This window comes from Methylovorus sp. SPW-M1, from assembly GCF_053848825.1.
Genome location: NZ_CM132626.1, coordinates 1,986,345 through 2,003,369, shown reverse-complemented (window position 1 = coordinate 2,003,369; position 17,025 = coordinate 1,986,345). Strand labels below are relative to the sequence as shown.

Genomic DNA, 17,025 nt, shown 5'->3' with positions numbered 1-17,025 from the left:
CATGAGCACCTCTTTAAAATCCTCTTTGAACGGATGGCACCTGTGGGGCCTGGCCGTTGGCCTGGTGATTTCAGGTGAATATTTCGGCTGGAGCTACGGCTGGGCGCAAGCCGGTACGCTGGGCTTTCTGGTCACCGCGATCCTCATCGCGATCATGTATACCACTTTCATTTTCAGCTTTACCGAACTGACAACTTCCATTCCACACGCGGGTGGGCCTTTTGCCTATGCGCGGCGTGCCCTGGGCTCCAAGGCGGCCTTTATTGCCGGCTTTGCCACGCTGGTGGAGTTTGTATTTGCACCACCGGCGATTGCCATGGCGATTGGTGCCTATCTGAATGTGCAGTTCCCGGGCGTTGATCCCAAGATCATGGCGGCCGGGGCTTATGTGATTTTTATCGGCCTCAATATCATCGGTGTGCGCATTGCGGCGACCTTTGAGCTGTTTGTGACCATTCTGGCCATTATTGAATTGCTGGTGTTCATGGGCGTGGTGTCGCCTGGCTTCTCTTTCAGCAATTTCGTGGCTAACGGCTGGTCTGGCGAGAACACCTTCAGCATGGCGGCAATCCCCGGCATTGTGGCGGCGATTCCGTTTGCGATCTGGTTCTTCCTGGCGATTGAAGGCGTTGCCATGGCAGCAGAAGAAGCCAAAGATCCTAAGCGCACCATTCCCAAAGCTTACATTGCCGGCATTCTGACGCTGGTAGCGCTGGCGATAGGCGTGATGGTATTTGCCGGTGGTGCTGGTGACTGGCGTACGCTGTCCAACATCAATGATCCATTGCCACAGGCGATGAAGATGATCGTGGGTGAAAACAGCGGCTGGCTGCACATGCTGGTGTGGATTGGCCTGTTCGGCCTGGTGGCTTCGTTCCACGGCATTATTCTGGGCTACTCGCGCCAGATTTTTGCCCTGGCCCGTGCTGGCTACATGCCCAAGTATTTCGGTGAAGTGCATCCCAAGTTCAAGACCCCGCACCGTGCCATCATTGCCGGTGGTGTTGTGGGCGTGGCCGCGATTTTCAGTGATGACCTGATCCAGTTCGGCGGCATGACACTGACAGCCAACCTGATCACCATGGCGGTGTTTGGCGCGATTGTCATGTACATCATGTCCATGATCAGCCTGTTTGCGCTGCGTAAAAAAGAGCCTAACCTGGAACGTCCGTTCACCGCGATTGCCTATCCATTATTCCCGGCAATTGCCCTGGGTCTGGCCGTCGTCAGCCTGGTGACCATGATCTACTATAACCAGCTGCTGGCGTTCATCTTTGTTGTGCTGATGGCGCTGGCCTATGTGTACTACAGTGTGACCCAGCATCACCGCGATGCTTCGTCAGACAATGTGGTAGCAGGCACTGCCGTATAGTTTCAGAGAGTTATTTGTGATCGTCATGTAACAATGGCCGCAGGAATGTCAGTGCCGGGGTCTGCCGACTCCGGCACGGCATGCGGGCAGCTTGATGCCACCTGCGGCCATCTTCAACCCAATGGATGCATGCCATGAAATACAGTCATAGCGTAGGCCAAGTCCACTATACCTTTACCGATTTGAAAGACGTGCTGGCCAAAGCAACGCCAGCCCGCTCCGGCGATTATCTGGCCGGTGTGGCCGCGGAGACCTATGCCGAGCGCATGGCCGCCCGCATGTGCCTGGCCGATATTCCCTTGCGCCAGTTCCTGCAGGAAGCGGTCGTGCCGTATGAAGAAGATGAGGTGACGCGCCTCATCATGGATACGCACGATGCCACCGCCTTTGCCGAGATCAGTCACCTCACCGTGGGTGGTTTCCGTGACTGGCTGCTGTCTGATATGGCCGATAGCGCCACGCTGAAACGTGTAGCCCCCGGCATTACCCCGGAAATGGCCGCGGCTGTCAGCAAGCTGATGCGCAATCAGGATTTGATTCTGGTGGCGCGCAAGTGCCATGTGACCACGGCTTTTCGCAACACCATAGGCTTGCCTGGCCGCCTGTCGGTGCGCTTGCAACCAAATCACCCCACCGACGATGCGCGTGGCATTGCCGCCTCCATGCTGGATGGCCTGCTGTATGGCTCCGGCGATGCGGTGATAGGCATCAACCCGGCGACCGATAGCATCCCGGCGCTGATGGACCTGTATTACCTGGTGGATGAAGTCATCAATCAATATGGCATTCCCACCCAATCCTGCGTGCTGACGCACGTCACCAATCAGATTCAGGTGATGGAAAAGGGCGCGCCGGTCGATCTGGTATTCCAGTCGATTGCCGGTACCGAAAAAGCCAACCAGAGTTTTGGCATCAATCTGGGCATTTTGCAGGAAGCCTACGATGCGGCACTGGCGCTCAAGCGCGGCACGGTCGGCAATAACGTCATGTATTTTGAAACCGGGCAGGGCTCGGCCTTGTCTGCCAACGCCAATTTCGGCGTGGACCAGCAGACTGTCGAAGCACGTGCCTACGCTGTGGCGCGCCGTTTTTCGCCCTTGCTCAGCAATACCGTAGTGGGCTTTATCGGCCCCGAATACCTCTACGATGGCAAGCAGATCATCCGCGCCGGGCTGGAAGATCATTTTTGCGGCAAGCTGCTGGGACTGCCGCTGGGTTGCGATGTCTGCTACACCAACCACGCCGAGGCCGATCAGGACGACATGGATACCCTGATGACGCTGCTGGGCGCGGCGGGCATTACCTTTATCATGGGCATCCCGGGTGCGGACGACATCATGCTGAATTACCAGACCACCTCTTTCCACGATGCGCTGTACCTGCGCAAGGTGCTGGGCCTGAAGCCCGCGCCGGAATTCGAACAGTGGCTGATGAAAATGAACATCATGGACGCCCAGGGTCTGGTGCAGCCGGTGCGCACTGGCCATCACATGTTGCAAAACATGCCCAAGAATCTGTTGAGTGCGGCGTAATCCCTCATGAACGAAAACGATCAACCTCTCAAGTCAGAAGCCTTGGCCGATGACCCCTGGCAACAGCTGAAGGGCTTTACCCGCGCGCGTATCGCGCTTGGCCGCGTCGGCAGCAGCCTGCCCACGCGGGAAGTGCTGGATTTTGGCATGTCGCATGCCATGGCGCGCGATGCCGTGCATCTGGCACTGGATATGGATCAACTGGCAGCCGGCATTACCGGGCTTGGTTACGATACTGTGCAGGTCAACAGCTGCGCGCCGGATCGCGCCACCTATCTGCTGCGGCCCGACCTCGGGCGCCGCCTCAGCGAGGCCGATAGCGAAAAGCTGCTCGCCATGCGCAGCGCCAGTCCGATAGACCTGCTTATCGTGGTCGGTGACGGCTTGTCGTCGCTGGCGGTGGAGCGGCATGTGCAGGGCTTGCTGGCTGAGATCAAGGCGATTTTTCCGCCAGACTGGAGCACAGGCCCGGTGGTGCTGGTGCGCCAGGCGCGGGTGGCAATTGCCGATACCATAGGCGAGCTGCTGAATGCCCGCATGGTTGCCATGCTGATTGGTGAACGTCCGGGCCTGAGTTCACCTGACAGCCTGGGTGTTTACCTGACCTATGACCCCCGCACCGGGCGTAACGATGCAGATCGCAACTGCATTTCGAATGTGCGTCCTGAGGGGCTGATGTATGCGGCGGCGGCCCGCAAACTGCTGTGGCTGGCGCGCGAATCCATGCGGCTCAAGCTATCGGGTGTGGCGCTGAAGGATGAAAGTGATGCGGTGGAAATCGAGGTACAGGCTGCACCGCGTTTGCCGGGGGAATCTGCCTGACTAGAACTCTTCGTCAGTCAGGTTGTAGGTCTGCATATTGCCGTTTTCCACCTTGTACAGCGTCATGGTGATCTTGCTGAACTGTATGCCATCGGTGGTGCTTGATTCTTCCAGTTTGAAAGCTTCTGATCTTGCCAGGGCGCCATTGTGCAGATTGCGGTAGCGGATATCGTAATTGCCGGGGTTGACCTTGGTCAGGGTAAATTTTCCGCGGGCGGGAATGAAAAACTGCCGTACCGGAAATGCCTGGTCATCGCCCAGGTAGACCAGTTTGACGAAGACATCACCATCGTTCTGACGATTATCCACGGTCACGGTCGATAGCCCCTTCATGCGCAACTTGGGGTAGCCATCCACATAGCCCGCGTTGTGCGGCCACGGCGCACCATTGGGCGCGAATGGCTCGCGCTTGCTGGCGGCCAGCGTGGGCTCGGGCTCCATGGGCGGATTCGCCACATATTGCTTGGGCATGGTAACCGCCGGGGCCTGCTTGTCGCTGCTGAAAGTCCAGATAAAGACGGCGCTGCTAATGTAAAGCAGGCCATAGCGCAAAAGATGCTTCACGGCCCAATTCTGGCGTAGACGGCTTGCAAAAACGGTCGACGATTTTGGGGCGGGTGTTTCTGTTCGGGGCTCGGTCCGGGTGGCACGCGGCTGCTCGGGAGGCGGTGGCGGTGCCCGCCGAACTACCACTTCCTGTTCGGCAATCCAGAGGTCATGCGATTTGCGTTTTTCCTGATCAGACAACACTTCATAAGACGTGTTGATCAGCGCCATGATGCGCGAGGCCTCGGCGTTATCTGGATTGCGGTCCGGATGGTACTTCTGCGACAGGGTTCTGTAGGCCGCACGAATCACTTCGGGTGGCGCGTTGCGCGCGACCTTGAGGTTGTCGTAATGCGTATGCAGTTTCTTACGCATTGTCCCGATGTTGAATGATGTGGCCGCCCAATGCGTGCGGCGCCGTGGTGGAGCTAATCATGGTCTATGCCGATTTATCGTTTTGAAGGCTTATTCCCAAGCCGTGTTGCATGATAATCAAAGCGTCATGCGGGTGCAATAATCCTTTATGACTAATGACTTATCATGTCCCCTCCGCTGATTGTCGACGGGAGAGGGCTTAAATGCTGATTTGCGGCGTAAATCGTCACGGTGTAAATAATCAATCTACTTTTTTTTGCACAGCTCTTATAATAGCCGTTTTACTTCAAGCACATCGTTTGCGCCTTGCGCTGCATTGCAGAATTCATGAGTCCTAGTCAAAAATTTGCCACCGATGATGTCCGTATCAAGGAAATCAAGGAGTTGCGCCCACCGTCAGACCTGCTGGATGAATTGCAGGCCACGAGTGCCACGACAGACAATATCCTCGAAACCCGCGCTGCCATTCACCGTATCCTGCACAGCTCCGATGACCGCCTGCTGGTGATCATCGGGCCATGTTCCATCCACGATTACGATGCTGGCGTCGAATACGCCAAGCGCCTGCTGCAAGAGCGCAAGCGCCTGTCGGCCGATCTGCTGATCGTCATGCGCGTGTATTTCGAGAAGCCACGCACCACCGTGGGCTGGAAAGGCTTGATCAACGATCCGTATCTCGATGGCAGTTTCCGCATCAACGAAGGCCTGCAACTTGCCCGTCGCTTCCTCTTGGAAGTGAATGAGCTGGGCATGCCTGCCGGTACCGAATTCCTCGACACCATTACGCCGCAATACACTGCCGACCTGGTGAGCTGGGGCGCGATTGGTGCGCGCACCACGGAATCGCAGGTGCATCGCGAGCTGGCCTCAGGGCTATCGTGCCCGGTGGGCTTCAAGAATGGCACCGATGGCAATATCCGCATTGCGGTCGATGCGATCAAGGCGGCCGCCAGCCCGCATCATTTCCTGTCGGTGACCAAGGAAGGGCATTCCGCGATTGTGTCAACCAGTGGCAATGAGGATTGTCATGTGATTCTGCGCGGCGGCAAGGAGCCTAATTACGAGGCACCGTACGTGGAAGCGGCCGCGCATGAGCTGGCGACGGCAGGCTTGGCCGCCAAGGTGATGATCGATTGTTCACACGCCAATAGCCTCAAGCAATACAGACGTCAGCTGGATGTGGCGCTGGATGTCTCCGGCCAGCTGGCGGGTGGCGATGATCGTATCATCGGCGTGATGGTGGAATCGCACCTCAACGAAGGCCGTCAGGAACACAGCCCGGGCTGCACGCTGGAATACGGCAAATCAATCACCGACGCCTGCCTGGGATGGGATGATACGGTTTCCCTGCTGGATACGCTGGCCGCCGGTGTGCGTGCCCGCCGCAAATTTCAGGATGAAACCGAGTAAGGCATAAGCTCAACGTTTGGTGAATGCCCGCACGGGCGGATGCCGACGATATAAAAAAGGCTTGATGATGGACGCCCGCGGGTGCCCCACATCAAGCCTTTAGTTTTTTGGCGGAGATACTAGTTGAGTGGGTGCAGGCGACGGAAGGTCGTCGATGGCAGCTCGCCAAACATCTTTTTGTATTCCTGCGAAAAATGCCCGAAGTGCCAGAAGCCCCAGTGGGTCGCGGCTTCGGTCACCGAGTTGGCGGTTTTCAGCATGCGGCGCACGCCATTCAGGCGCTCGGCGCGCAGGAAGGCAATCGGGCTGATATCCAGCGCCTGCTCGAAATGGTATTGCAGACTGCGGCGGCTGGTGCCCAGCTTCTGGCACAAATCCGCGACGGTGAGGGCCTGGGTATCCGGCTGGCTCACCAGTTCGCGTACTTCGGTAATCATTTTCCAGGATTTTGCCCCAGGGACATGAATCGCCTCTGCGGCAGGCAGCAGGCAATCGGCAATGACTTCAAGGCCCGCCATGCGCACGCTTTCAAGGAAGGCGGTGCTGTCGGCTAGCTCTGGCGTGGTCGCCAAGCGTTCAAACGTGCCAGAAAGATACGTGCAGAGTTTGATCCAGGCGCTTTCGCTCACAGGCAGCAGGCGTGCCTGTTTGATGACATTCATCAGCTGCGCCTGCTCATCGGGGCAGAGCGCCGCCAGCAGGACTTCGCGCTTGATGGTCAGCACGCCCACCAGGGTCTCCTGGGCGGAAATATATTCAAAGCCCTGGTTGCCGGAATACAGATGCACAGCGGCAGGCTGGCAGGTGCTGCCACAGAACATGCCGTGTGGTCTTTGCAATGGAACGCCGATGGCGATGACATCCTCGCCGAGGTGGCCGCTCTGGTAGAGCACCTGATTGGTGTATTCGAGAAACAGATGCATGTCACGCAGGTAAAGCTCCGAGACATAGCCTTCAAACGCGCCAGCGGAGAGTTGCAGGTAATCCTGGTTCCAGCCCTTCAGCAAGCTGGCCTGATGTTCAAAATCCCCGGTCTGCTGATGCTGTATCAGGCTGGATGTCATGGTGCTCAGTGCAGTATGAGATGCAGTTTGCATACGGCCTCTGTTCTGAATAAATGTGATCAGGAACACTTCAGCAAAAAACATGCCCATGGGGACAATGGCCTTAATGCATTGGTTTGCATGGAATTTGTCCGCTGGCACAGGAGATTCTGCACCTGCCGGGTGCATGTTCACCAAATAAAGGTGCATGCATCGATCTATGACGTGTGCAAGGCAGTCTGCGGTAAAATGCGGGCCATGGAAAATTCTACTATTGCATTTATTGAGTCGCTGGATCAGGAAGGGCGCGGTGTCGCCCATGTGGACGGCAAAACCATTTTCATTGACGGCGCGCTGCCGAGCGAGCAGGTGACCTACAAATCGCATCGCCGCAAATCCAGCTACGAGGTGGCCGATGTGGTGGAGGTCTTGCAGCCATCCAACCTCAGAACCACGCCAAAATGCCCGCATTTTGGCTATTGCGGTGGCTGTGCCCTGCAACATCTGGACTTCTCCGGGCAGGTGGCGGCCAAGCAGCGTTTGCTGGAAGGCAATCTCTGGCATATCGGCAAGGTGAAGGCCGAAACCATGCTGCCACCTATCTACGGCCCGGCATGGGGCTATCGTCACAAGGCACGCCTGCGCGTGCGCCATGTGCCGAAAAAAGGCGGTGTGCTGGTTGGCTTCAATGAAAAAGCCAGCAGCTTTGTGGCGCATATGGATAGCTGCGAAGTCTTGCCTCCGCACGTGTCGGCATTGATCGTGCCCTTGCAGCACATGATCGCGCAACTGAGCGTGCGCGAGCGCCTGCCGCAGATTGAAGTGGCGGTGGGGGAGCAGGCCACCGTGCTGGTGTTGCGCATACTCGAGGCATTGCGGCCCGAAGATGGTCCCATTCTCAAGGCGTTTGCCGATACGCATGGGGTGCAGATCTGGACCCAGACCAAGGGGCCGGATACTGTTATGCCTTTTTATCCATTGAACGGTCCGGCACTGACTTATTCGCTGCCGGAATTCCAGCTGACCTATCCGTTCAAGCCGACTGAATTCACTCAGGTAAACCCGCATATCAACCGCGTCATGTTGCGCCGCGGCATGCAATTGCTCGGCGCCCAGCCGCAAGATCGTATTGCCGATTTCTTCTGTGGCCTGGGCAACTTTACTTTGCCTATCGCACGCAGCGGCGCGACCGTGCTGGGCATGGAAGGCTCCGCCGCGCTGGTGGCGCGCGCAGTGGAAAGCGCCAGTCTGAATGGCTTGGCCGATCAGGTGGAATACCGCGAGGCCGATCTGTTCAAGATGACGCCGGAAGCGCTGCAATCGCTGGGCTACTTCGACAAATGGCTGATTGATCCACCGCGCGATGGCGCACTGGAGCTGATCAAGTCGCTGGCGGACGTCGGCCGTGGTGAGGACGGTGCCTTGCCAGTCGCCCCCAAGGTGGCCGGGCCTGAGCGCATCGTGTATGTCTCGTGCAATCCGGCGACGCTGGCGCGAGATGCGGGTGTACTGGTCAATCTCAAGGGCTATCGCCTGCTGGCTGCGGGCGTGATCAATATGTTCCCCCATACCTCGCATGTGGAATCGATCGCGCTGTTTGAAAAAATCCAGACGCCCGTCTGACGTCGGATACCTGCGTCTGGCCATGCTTTCCAGACCAGGCGCCTGGTTAGGCTAAAAGCGCTTGGTCAGCGTTTCCAGCATCAGCCCCGGTACTTTTTGCAGGCCGTAACGCGGATCATCGGGGAAGGGTTGCAGCTTGCCGGTGCGCTGGTAGCCCAGACGCTCGTAATAGGCAATCAGGCTGGTGCGCAGGGTGATTACCGTCATGGAGATCTCGTTGGCTTGCCAGCCTTGGCGTGCGGTTTGCTCGGCGTGGGTGAGCAGGGCGCGGCCTGTGCCGCGCTGCTGCAAGCCCGGCTCCACCGCCAGCATGCCCACATAGGCTGACTGGTTCGCCGTCTGCTTGAGATGAATGGAGGCGATGATCTGCCCGGCCTGCTCAGCCAGGAGAATATACGAGGCTGGCGCCGCGATCAGCTCGGACAATTCCCCGGCATCCGTACGTTGCCCGCCCAGTATGTCAGCCTCGGTAGTCCAGCCACGGCGGCTCGATTCACCGCGATAAGCGCTGTTGACCAGCACTGCCAGGGTGGGAATATCGGCGGTGTCAGCCACCCTGAAATGCAGAGTACTCAAATGGCATCAACCCTGTAATGTGGCGAGGAAGCCCTTGTGATCCATGGGAACGGAAAACATGGGGAAGTTTTTGGCAATCGCCATCTCCTGTTCTTCCGGGCTCAAGGTGGCGGTGCAATCGCCCAGGGTAATCACCTGGTAGCCCAGTTCGTAAGCGGTACGCATGGTGGACTCCACACAGCAATTGGTGAGGAAGCCTGCCAGTGCTACGTGCTGTATGCCGCGACTACGCAGGACAAAGTCCAGATTGGTACTGGCAAACCCGCACAGGCCCCGCTTGCCTTCCACGATGATGTCGCCTTCAGCAGGTGTCAGCACATCCACTATCTCGGCGCCCCAGGTGCCTTTGCGGAATGACTGGCTATCCACTACGCCCTTGAGAATGCCGTAAGGCGCGCTGGGCAGCTCACGGTAGTCCGGCGTAAAACTGATGGGCACATGCACGATGGTAACGCCCTTTGCACGCGCCTGATTCACGGTATCCACGGTATTTGCCAGCATGTTGTTCTGTGCCATGACGCCGCTCACCGCGCCATGCAGGCTGCCGCCTTCGGACGTAAAGTCATTCTGAAATTCAATCAGTACCAGTGCCGTTTGCTTGGGATTCATTTCATCTCCTGAAGATTGGGGAAAGGGCGGCGCCATGGCGGACCGACATGCCATCAGACTGCAGCGCGGCAGGATATGTTGCCTGCATCAACGCGCTAGTCTGCTACAGGCGCATAAAAAAGCAATACTCCCTAAATGTAATAGAATGCCAAGCAGCGGGAATCGACAATGACGGGAAAGGGAATGACGCTTGCATAGGTATTTAAGCGCTTGGTGGCTGGGCTTGGCGCTGGTGCTCAGCAGTTGCACGCCGTCTGCCCCCGACAGTGTTGTGCACATGGGCCTGGCGCAGGCACCGGTCAACCTGGACCCCCGCATGGCGACGGATGCCGCCTCTGCCCGCGTCAATCGCCTGCTTTACCAGGGCCTGGTGCGCTTTGATGCCCATGCCCGCCCGCAACCGGCGCTGGCCGACTGGCAACAACTGGCCTCTGATCACTACCGCTTTCATTTGCTGAAACCCGTGCCGCGATTTCATGATGGCAGTGCCATGACCGCCCATGATGTCGTCGCGACCTATGAATCCATGCTCAAGCCTGGCGCCAGCCCGCTGGCTGCCGAGTTTTCGCATATTCGCAAGGTGTGGGCCGTGGATGATGATACGGTGGATTTCACGCTGGATGCGGCAGACCCGGAATTTCCAGCGCGGCTCATCATCGGTGTTTTGCCTGCGCACCTCATTGCCGCCGGGCATGATTTCAGTCGTCAGCCTGTGGGCAGCGGACCTCTTGCCTTTGTGAGCTGGCGCGGTCCCCTTGTGTTGCAACGCGGGTCTGACGGGCAGCGCTATGTGCTTGAAGAGGTCAAAGACCCGACCGTACGCGTGCTGAAACTGGTGCGCGGTGAAATTGACCTGCTGGCGGGTGATCTGCCGCCCGAGCTGCTGGTGTATCTGCAACAGCAGACTGCGCTCAAGGTGGAACATACGCAAGGCGCCAATTTTTCGTATATTGGCTTTAATCTGCAAGACCCACTACTCGCCAACCCCAAGGTGCGCCAGGCCATTGCCCATGCCATTGATCGGCCAGCCATCGTGCGTCTGGCCCTGGTGCCGGATAGCCGTCTGGCAGGTGCCATCTTGCCGCCCGAGCACTGGGCGGGCAATACGAGCCTGACGCCGTATGCGCATGATCCGCAACGGGCGCGTCAGCTGTTGCAGGAAGCCGGGGTGCACCTGCCGCTCACACTGGTTTACAAGACCTCCACTGATGCGCAGCGGGTGCGGCTTGCCACCATACTGCAGGCGCAAATGCGCGAGGCGGGTATCGATTTGCAGATACGCAGCCTGGACTGGGGCACGTTTTTTGATGATATCCGCCAGGGTCATTTTCAGATGTACAGCCTCAATTGGGTGGGCATCCGTACGCCGGATATTTACCGGCTGGCGTTTCATTCGGCCAGCGTGCCGCCGCTCGGCGCCAACCGCGGGCGGCTGCATGATGCCGAGCTGGATGCGCTGATAGACCAGCGTGACTGGCCCGCGGCCACCCAGCGCATTCATGTACTGCTGCCGTATGTGCCGCTCTGGTACGAAGGGCAGTTTGTCGCCATGCGGCGTGGCCTGTACCATTACACGCTGGCAGCCGACGGTAATTGGGATGGCCTCATCACGGTAACGCGGAACAGTAAAAACGACCATGCAGATTAATATCTCCTTTAAAAAGCAACAGCTTGATGTGCTGGATGATAACGGCACACTGCTGGCGAGCTATGCCGTTTCTACCGCGCTGAATGGTCCCGGTGAGCAGAAAGATAGCGGATGCACGCCGCGTGGCGCGCATATCGTACGGGCCAAGATAGGCGCCGGCGCAGCGCCTTATACCGTGTTTCGTGGCCGTCGCCCCACAGGGGAAATCTGGACGCCTGAGCTGGCCGCCCACTATCCCGGGCGGGACTGGATATTGACCCGCATACTCTGGCTTTCCGGCTGCGAGCCTGGCTTCAACCGGCTGGGGCAGGTGGATAGCATGCAGCGCTACATCTACATTCACGGCACACCCGATACCGAACTCATGGGGGTGGCGGCTTCGCATGGTTGCGTGCGCATGCGCAATACGGATGTCATCGCGCTGTTTGATCTGGTGCCGGTGGGAACACCCGTATGGCTTGAGGATGATACGGCGCGTGATTAAGCGATTGTGGGGCGTGCTGCCGGTCGTGTTTGGCGTGCTGCTGCTGACTTTTTTGCTGTTGCATCTGGTGCCGGGCGATCCGGTGGATGTCATGCTTGGCGAGTCTGCCGCCGTGGCAGACCGTGCCCAGCTGCGGGCTCAACTGGGGCTGGATCAGTCCTTGCCAGTGCAGTTCGTGCAATACCTCAAACATCTTGCCCATGGCGATTTCGGGCGCTCCATTCATAGCGGGCAGGCCGTGAGCAGCTTGCTGGCGGAACGCCTGCCCGCGACGCTCAGGCTTGCCATGCTGGCCTTGCTGATCGCCCTGCTGGTGGGGCTGCCGCTCGGCATCATCGCTGCGCTCCGCGCCCGGCAATGGCCTGATACCGTGGCAACCTTGTTCAGCCTGTCATTATCGGCCATGCCGCATTTCTGGCTGGGGCCCTTGCTCATGCTGCTGTTTGGCCTGTGGCTGGGCTGGCTGCCTATCAGTGGCATGACGCCCGCTTCTGCCATTATCCTGCCCGCCCTGACACTGGGCTTTGGCTTGAGTGCCATCCTGACCCGCATGACACGCGCCAGCCTGCTGGAAGTGCTGAGCGAAGATTTCGTCCGCACCGCCCGGGCCAAAGGCCTGAGCGAGTCGCATGTGATTCTGCGCCATGCGCTGCGTGCTGCCCTGCTGCCGGTGGTGACGGTGGTTGGCCTGCAGATGGGCAGCCTGCTGGCAGGAACGGTGATTACCGAAACTGTGTTTGGTTGGGATGGTTTGGGCCGTTTGCTGGTGGAGTCCATCGAAAAGCGCGATTACCCGGTGACCCAGGCCTGTGTGCTGGTGATTGCGCTGACTTATGTGCTGGTGAACCTCTGCACCGATATTGCCTATCAGCGGCTGGATCCGCGCGTGCGCCTGTCATGAAGCAACTGCCTGCACTGGTGATACTGTTCTGGCTGGCGGCCGTGATGCTGGCAGCCGTCGTTGATCTGCAACCCGACCATATTCAGCTCGAACACATCCTGTCCGCTGCCGATCAGCAGGCCTGGCTGGGCTACGATGATCTTGGCCGCAATATACTGGCGCGTTTGCTGAGTGGGGCAGGGGTGTCGCTGCTGGTGGTAGGCGCCGTTACGCTGATTACCTTGTCGATAGGCACCGTGCTTGGCCTGCTGGCCGGATTTTATGGCGGCTGGCTGGATCGCCTGCTGATGCGCATCACCGATATCTTCCTCGCATTCCCCGGCATGTTGCTGGCGATTGCCTTTGCCGCCGTACTCGGCCCAGGCCTGAACAATTTGTTGTTGGCCTTGTGCATGACCTCGTGGGTGGGCTATGCGCGCCTGACCCGCGCGCAGGCGCTCTCGCTACGCCAACGCCAGCACGTGCAGGCCTCCGAAGCGCTTGGTGCCAGTCCGTGGCGGTTGATGCGGCATCACATGCTGCCTTTGCTGGCGGCACCGCTGGTGGTGGAGGCGACCTACAGCATGGCGGGCCTGGTGATTGCGGAGGCCAGCCTGTCCTTTCTCGGGCTGGGGGTGCAGGCACCACAGGCCTCCTGGGGCAGCATGTTGCGCGATGGAGTACGCTATCTGCTGGTGGCGCCGCATTACGTGCTGGCTACCGGCATCAGCCTGATGTCGCTGGTGCTGGCTATCAATCTGCTCGGCGATCGCCTGCGTGACCATTGGGATGTGAAGCGGGCATAAGCGGAAAAAGCTGCTACTATTCCGGCATCGCTTTCCAAAACTTACTTCCCCGTGCAGACAACGCGTAGCTACCGCTATTACGACCTCATGATGGCTGCTTTTGTCACCGTGCTGGTCTGCTCCAATCTGATTGGCCCGGCCAAGATTTCGCAGATCGACGTACCGGTGCTGGGCACGCTGACCTTCGGCGCGGGCCTGCTGTTTTTCCCTATTTCCTTCATTTTTGGCGATATCCTGACCGAGGTTTACGGCTATTCCCGTTCACGCAAAGTCATCTGGGCCGGGTTTGCTGGCCTCGCCTTTGCCTCGTTCATGGCGTGGATGATCGTCGCCTTGCCGGCCGCGCCGTTCTGGCATAACCAGGAAGCCTATGAAGTGGCCTTCGGCTCGGCCTGGCGCGTATCGCTGGCTTCGCTGGTGGCCTTTGCTGCAGGCGAGTTTGTGAATTCCTACATCATGGCGAAAATGAAAGTCATGACTGCTGGGCGCTGGCTGTGGATGCGCACCATAGGCTCTACCATCTTCGGTGAAGGCGTGGATTCTGCGCTGTTTTATCCCCTGGCGTTTTACGGTAGCGGGGTGATCCCCGATGACAAGCTGCCACTGGTGATGCTGGCGCAATTTGTGGCCAAGGTCGGTGTGGAAGTCGTATTCACCCCGGTGACATACAAAGTGGTGGCCTGGCTCAAGCGTGCTGAAAACGAGGATTACTACGACCGCCATACCGATTTCAATCCGTTTGCCCTGAAAACCGACACTTAACATCAAGCTCTTGAAAACCAAACCATGACATTAGGCCCGATTATGCTGGATGTGGTTGGCACCGAACTGGACGCCGCCGACATCCGCCGTTTGCAACACCCGCTGGTGGGTGGGGTGATCCTGTTCGCCCGCAACTACCAGTCGCCCGCCCAACTGAAAGCCCTCACCGCCAGCATTCATGCCGTGCGCCAGCCACCCTTGCTGATAGGCGTGGACCATGAGGGCGGCCGCGTGCAGCGTTTCCGCGAAGGCTTTACCCGCATTCCGCCCATGCGCGAATTCGGCAAAATCTGGGATAAACAACCGAAAAAAGCCAAACAGCTGGCTGAAGAAGCAGGCTGGCTGATGGCCGTGGAACTGCGTGCCCATGGCATTGATTTCAGTTTTACGCCAGTGCTGGATATGGATTACGGCGTCAGCCAGGTGATCGGCGATCGCGCCTTTCACATGCAGCCACAGGCCATTGCCGAGCTCGCGTATGCGCTGATGCAAGGCCTCAAACGTGGTGGCATGGCGGCAGTGGGCAAGCATTTCCCCGGCCATGGCTACATTGCTGCGGATTCCCATGTGGCGATTCCGGTGGATGAACGCAGCTTTGACGAGATTGCCTCTACCGACATGCAACCCTTCCGCCAGATGATTGATGACGGCCTGCCCGCCATCATGCCTGCGCATGTGATCTACCCCAAGGTGGACGACAAGCCCGCTGGCTTCTCGGAGCGCTGGCTGCAGAAGGTCCTGCGGCAACGTCTGGCGTTCAACGGTGTGATTTTCAGCGATGACCTATCGATGGAAGGCGCGGTGGTGGCGGGCAATGTTACCCAGCGTGCGCTGGCCGCACTGAATGCCGGGTGTGATATGGCCTTGCTGTGCAATCGTCCCGACCTTGCCGATGAGCTGCTTGAAAATCTTCAGTGGAATATTTCGGCACCCAGTCTGGCACGGCTCGCCCGCATGCATGGCAAACTGCATCCGGCTGACATGACGGCCCTGCGCGAAAGCCACGAGTATATCGAGGCAGTGCACACCATCAGCCAGATCGGCATTCATGAGGATGACATGTTCGCCGAGGCTTCCTGATGGGCCGTGCTAAATGTCATGCCAAGGTTGAAACTTTACCGATGTTTGTTTAGTCTTAACAATTGATTGAAGTACAGATTTTTTGATGAGGAACGCAAATGATGCAAAGCAATTATGAGATCGCACGTAATTCCGAAGTGCTGGTTGCCGATAGCAACAAGGTACTGCGCAATACTTACGCGCTACTCGGACTCAGCATGATCCCCACCGTGATCGGGGCATTCATCGGCATGAGCATGAATTTCAGCTGGGCTGCCCAGCACCCCATCATGTTCGCGCTGGCCACACTGGCTGGCATGTTCGGCCTGTTCTATGGCATTCAGGCCAACCGCAACAGCGGCCTGGGTGTGATTCTGCTGCTGGCTCTGACCCTGTTCATGGGCGTGATGCTTGGCCCTATCCTGCAAGTGGCGCTGCAACTGCGTAATGGCGGCCAGCTGATTGGTCTTGCCGCAGGCGGCACCGGCATTATCTTCCTGACACTGGCTGGTATTGCCACCACCACCAAGAAGGATTTCAGCTTCATGGGCAAGTTCCTGATGGTCGGCATCGTGCTGCTCATCATTGCTTCCCTGGCTAATATGTTCTTCCAGATTCCAGCCTTCTCGCTGGCCCTGTCTGGCGTGGCTGTGCTGCTGTTCTCGGGCTTCATTCTGTATGACGTGAGCCGCATTGTGAATGGTGGCGAAACCAACTACGTGATGGCTACCCTGGCTATTTACCTGGATATCTACAACCTGTTCGTCAACCTGCTGCAGATTCTGATGGCAGTATTGGGTGACCGTGACTAACGATTTGCCTTGATCGCTGGCAAGCGGATCAAACCGGCCGAAATGGCCGGTTTTTTTATGTCTGTTGTACGTGAAAGCTGAGTTTTTGTTGGAGCATGTCTGCTGACAAAACCAGGCTATTCAGCAGTATCCGGCTTGCTGGATAGCGCTTTTTTGCTGGCACGGCGGGCGGAGAAAAAGCGGCTCAGCATGCTGCCGCATTCTTCGGCCAGAATGCCGCCTACCACCTCGGTATGGTGGTTGAGCCTGGGCTCTGCCATCAGGTCAATCACGCTGCCGCAGCTGCCGGTCTTGGGGTCGCGGGCGCCGTATACCAGACGCGCAATGCGGGCGTGTTGTATGGCGCCGCTGCACATGGCGCAGGGTTCCAGCGTGACGTATAACGTGCAGCCTACCAGTCTATAGTTGCCTATGGCGGCGGCGGCCTCGCGCATGGCCTGGATTTCTGCGTGCGCAGTGGGGTCGTGGCGGCCTATGGGGGCATTCATTCCGCGCCCGATAATAGCCCCATCCAGCACCACGAGCGCACCGACAGGCACTTCGCCAGCGTCAGCGGCGGCTTGCGCCAGCTGCAGTGCCTGCTGCATGAAGGCCTGGTCGATGGCGAGCTGTTCGTCTGGGGTGAGAGGTGTTGGCGGCGTCATGAGTAAATGGTTTGCTAATGAG

General features: G+C 58.3%; 17 protein-coding genes. 12 read left to right on the top strand and 5 right to left on the bottom strand.

The genetic code is table 11. The features are described from left to right. The first annotated feature begins 1 nt into the window (after window position 1). The 3 genes from eat (at window position 2) to eutC (ending at window position 3,726) form a co-directional block, all read left to right on the top strand. On the top strand, window positions 2-1,372 hold the full coding sequence (eat, locus tag ACWWD9_RS09390; protein ID WP_455866879.1) for an ethanolamine permease: 1,371 nt from the start codon (window positions 2-4) through the stop codon (window positions 1,370-1,372). Window positions 1,373-1,506: 134 nt separating this feature from the next. Beyond that, window positions 1,507-2,904 (top strand): ethanolamine ammonia-lyase subunit EutB, encoded by a 1,398-nt coding sequence (locus ACWWD9_RS09385; protein WP_455866878.1) that lies wholly within the window; start codon window positions 1,507-1,509, stop codon window positions 2,902-2,904. A gap of 6 nt (window positions 2,905-2,910) precedes the next feature. After that, entirely contained in the window at window positions 2,911-3,726 is an 816-nt protein-coding gene (eutC, locus tag ACWWD9_RS09380; RefSeq protein ID WP_455866877.1) for an ethanolamine ammonia-lyase subunit EutC, read from the top strand. Here the strand turns inward: eutC and ACWWD9_RS09375 are convergent, their stop codons facing one another. Next, window positions 3,727-4,647, bottom strand: coding sequence for a J domain-containing protein (locus ACWWD9_RS09375; protein WP_013441790.1), 921 nt, complete (start codon window positions 4,645-4,647; stop codon window positions 3,727-3,729). Between the two features lie 327 nt (window positions 4,648-4,974). On the opposite strand from ACWWD9_RS09375, the gene aroG reads away from it, so the two are divergent. Then, the gene (gene aroG / locus ACWWD9_RS09370; RefSeq protein WP_013441791.1) at window positions 4,975-6,057 is read left to right on the top strand and encodes a 3-deoxy-7-phosphoheptulonate synthase AroG; all 1,083 of its coding nucleotides are present in this window, start codon (window positions 4,975-4,977) and stop codon (window positions 6,055-6,057) included. 119 nt (window positions 6,058-6,176) lie between these two features. On the opposite strand, the gene ACWWD9_RS09365 is transcribed toward aroG, so the two are convergent. Next, window positions 6,177-7,154, bottom strand: a complete 978-nt coding sequence (locus ACWWD9_RS09365; protein WP_238525349.1) for a helix-turn-helix domain-containing protein — start codon at window positions 7,152-7,154, stop codon at window positions 6,177-6,179. A 195-nt stretch (window positions 7,155-7,349) separates the two neighbouring features. Between ACWWD9_RS09365 and rlmD the strand changes: the two genes are divergently transcribed. Beyond that, complete coding sequence (gene rlmD, locus ACWWD9_RS09360) at window positions 7,350-8,723, top strand: 23S rRNA (uracil(1939)-C(5))-methyltransferase RlmD (RefSeq protein ID WP_455866876.1); 1,374 nt, start codon at window positions 7,350-7,352, stop codon at window positions 8,721-8,723. A gap of 51 nt (window positions 8,724-8,774) precedes the next feature. Here the strand turns inward: rlmD and ACWWD9_RS09355 are convergent, their stop codons facing one another. Both ACWWD9_RS09355 and ACWWD9_RS09350 read right to left on the bottom strand, forming a co-directional pair. Beyond that, window positions 8,775-9,299 (bottom strand): GNAT family N-acetyltransferase, encoded by a 525-nt coding sequence (locus tag ACWWD9_RS09355; protein ID WP_015829744.1) that lies wholly within the window; start codon window positions 9,297-9,299, stop codon window positions 8,775-8,777. A gap of 6 nt (window positions 9,300-9,305) precedes the next feature. Next, on the bottom strand, window positions 9,306-9,908 hold the full coding sequence (locus tag ACWWD9_RS09350) for a cysteine hydrolase (protein ID WP_013441795.1): 603 nt from the start codon (window positions 9,906-9,908) through the stop codon (window positions 9,306-9,308). A gap of 190 nt (window positions 9,909-10,098) precedes the next feature. Here ACWWD9_RS09350 and ACWWD9_RS09345 point away from each other — a divergent pair, with 190 nt between their 5' ends. The 7 genes from ACWWD9_RS09345 (at window position 10,099) to ACWWD9_RS09315 (ending at window position 16,359) form a co-directional block, all read left to right on the top strand. Continuing rightward, complete coding sequence (locus ACWWD9_RS09345) at window positions 10,099-11,556, top strand: ABC transporter substrate-binding protein (protein WP_455866875.1); 1,458 nt, start codon at window positions 10,099-10,101, stop codon at window positions 11,554-11,556. After that, window positions 11,546-12,040, top strand: coding sequence for a L,D-transpeptidase family protein (locus tag ACWWD9_RS09340; protein ID WP_455866874.1), 495 nt, complete (start codon window positions 11,546-11,548; stop codon window positions 12,038-12,040). The genes ACWWD9_RS09345 and ACWWD9_RS09340 overlap by 11 nt, the downstream gene beginning before the upstream one ends. Continuing rightward, window positions 12,021-12,941, top strand: a complete 921-nt coding sequence (gene nikB / locus ACWWD9_RS09335; protein WP_455866873.1) for a nickel ABC transporter permease — start codon at window positions 12,021-12,023, stop codon at window positions 12,939-12,941. The genes ACWWD9_RS09340 and nikB overlap by 20 nt, the downstream gene beginning before the upstream one ends. After that, entirely contained in the window at window positions 12,938-13,726 is a 789-nt protein-coding gene (locus ACWWD9_RS09330; protein ID WP_455866872.1) for an ABC transporter permease, read from the top strand. The genes nikB and ACWWD9_RS09330 overlap by 4 nt, the downstream gene beginning before the upstream one ends. A 51-nt stretch (window positions 13,727-13,777) precedes the next feature. Beyond that, window positions 13,778-14,488, top strand: a complete 711-nt coding sequence (locus ACWWD9_RS09325) for a queuosine precursor transporter (protein WP_015829750.1) — start codon at window positions 13,778-13,780, stop codon at window positions 14,486-14,488. Window positions 14,489-14,512: 24 nt separating this feature from the next. Continuing rightward, window positions 14,513-15,568 (top strand): beta-N-acetylhexosaminidase, encoded by a 1,056-nt coding sequence (gene nagZ, locus ACWWD9_RS09320; protein ID WP_159355940.1) that lies wholly within the window; start codon window positions 14,513-14,515, stop codon window positions 15,566-15,568. Between the two features lie 98 nt (window positions 15,569-15,666). Continuing rightward, the gene (locus ACWWD9_RS09315) at window positions 15,667-16,359 is read left to right on the top strand and encodes a Bax inhibitor-1/YccA family protein (protein WP_013441802.1); all 693 of its coding nucleotides are present in this window, start codon (window positions 15,667-15,669) and stop codon (window positions 16,357-16,359) included. 116 nt (window positions 16,360-16,475) lie between these two features. On the opposite strand, the gene tadA is transcribed toward ACWWD9_RS09315, so the two are convergent. Continuing rightward, complete coding sequence (gene tadA, locus ACWWD9_RS09310; protein WP_455866871.1) at window positions 16,476-17,003, bottom strand: tRNA adenosine(34) deaminase TadA; 528 nt, start codon at window positions 17,001-17,003, stop codon at window positions 16,476-16,478. Window positions 17,004-17,025 lie beyond the last annotated feature (22 nt).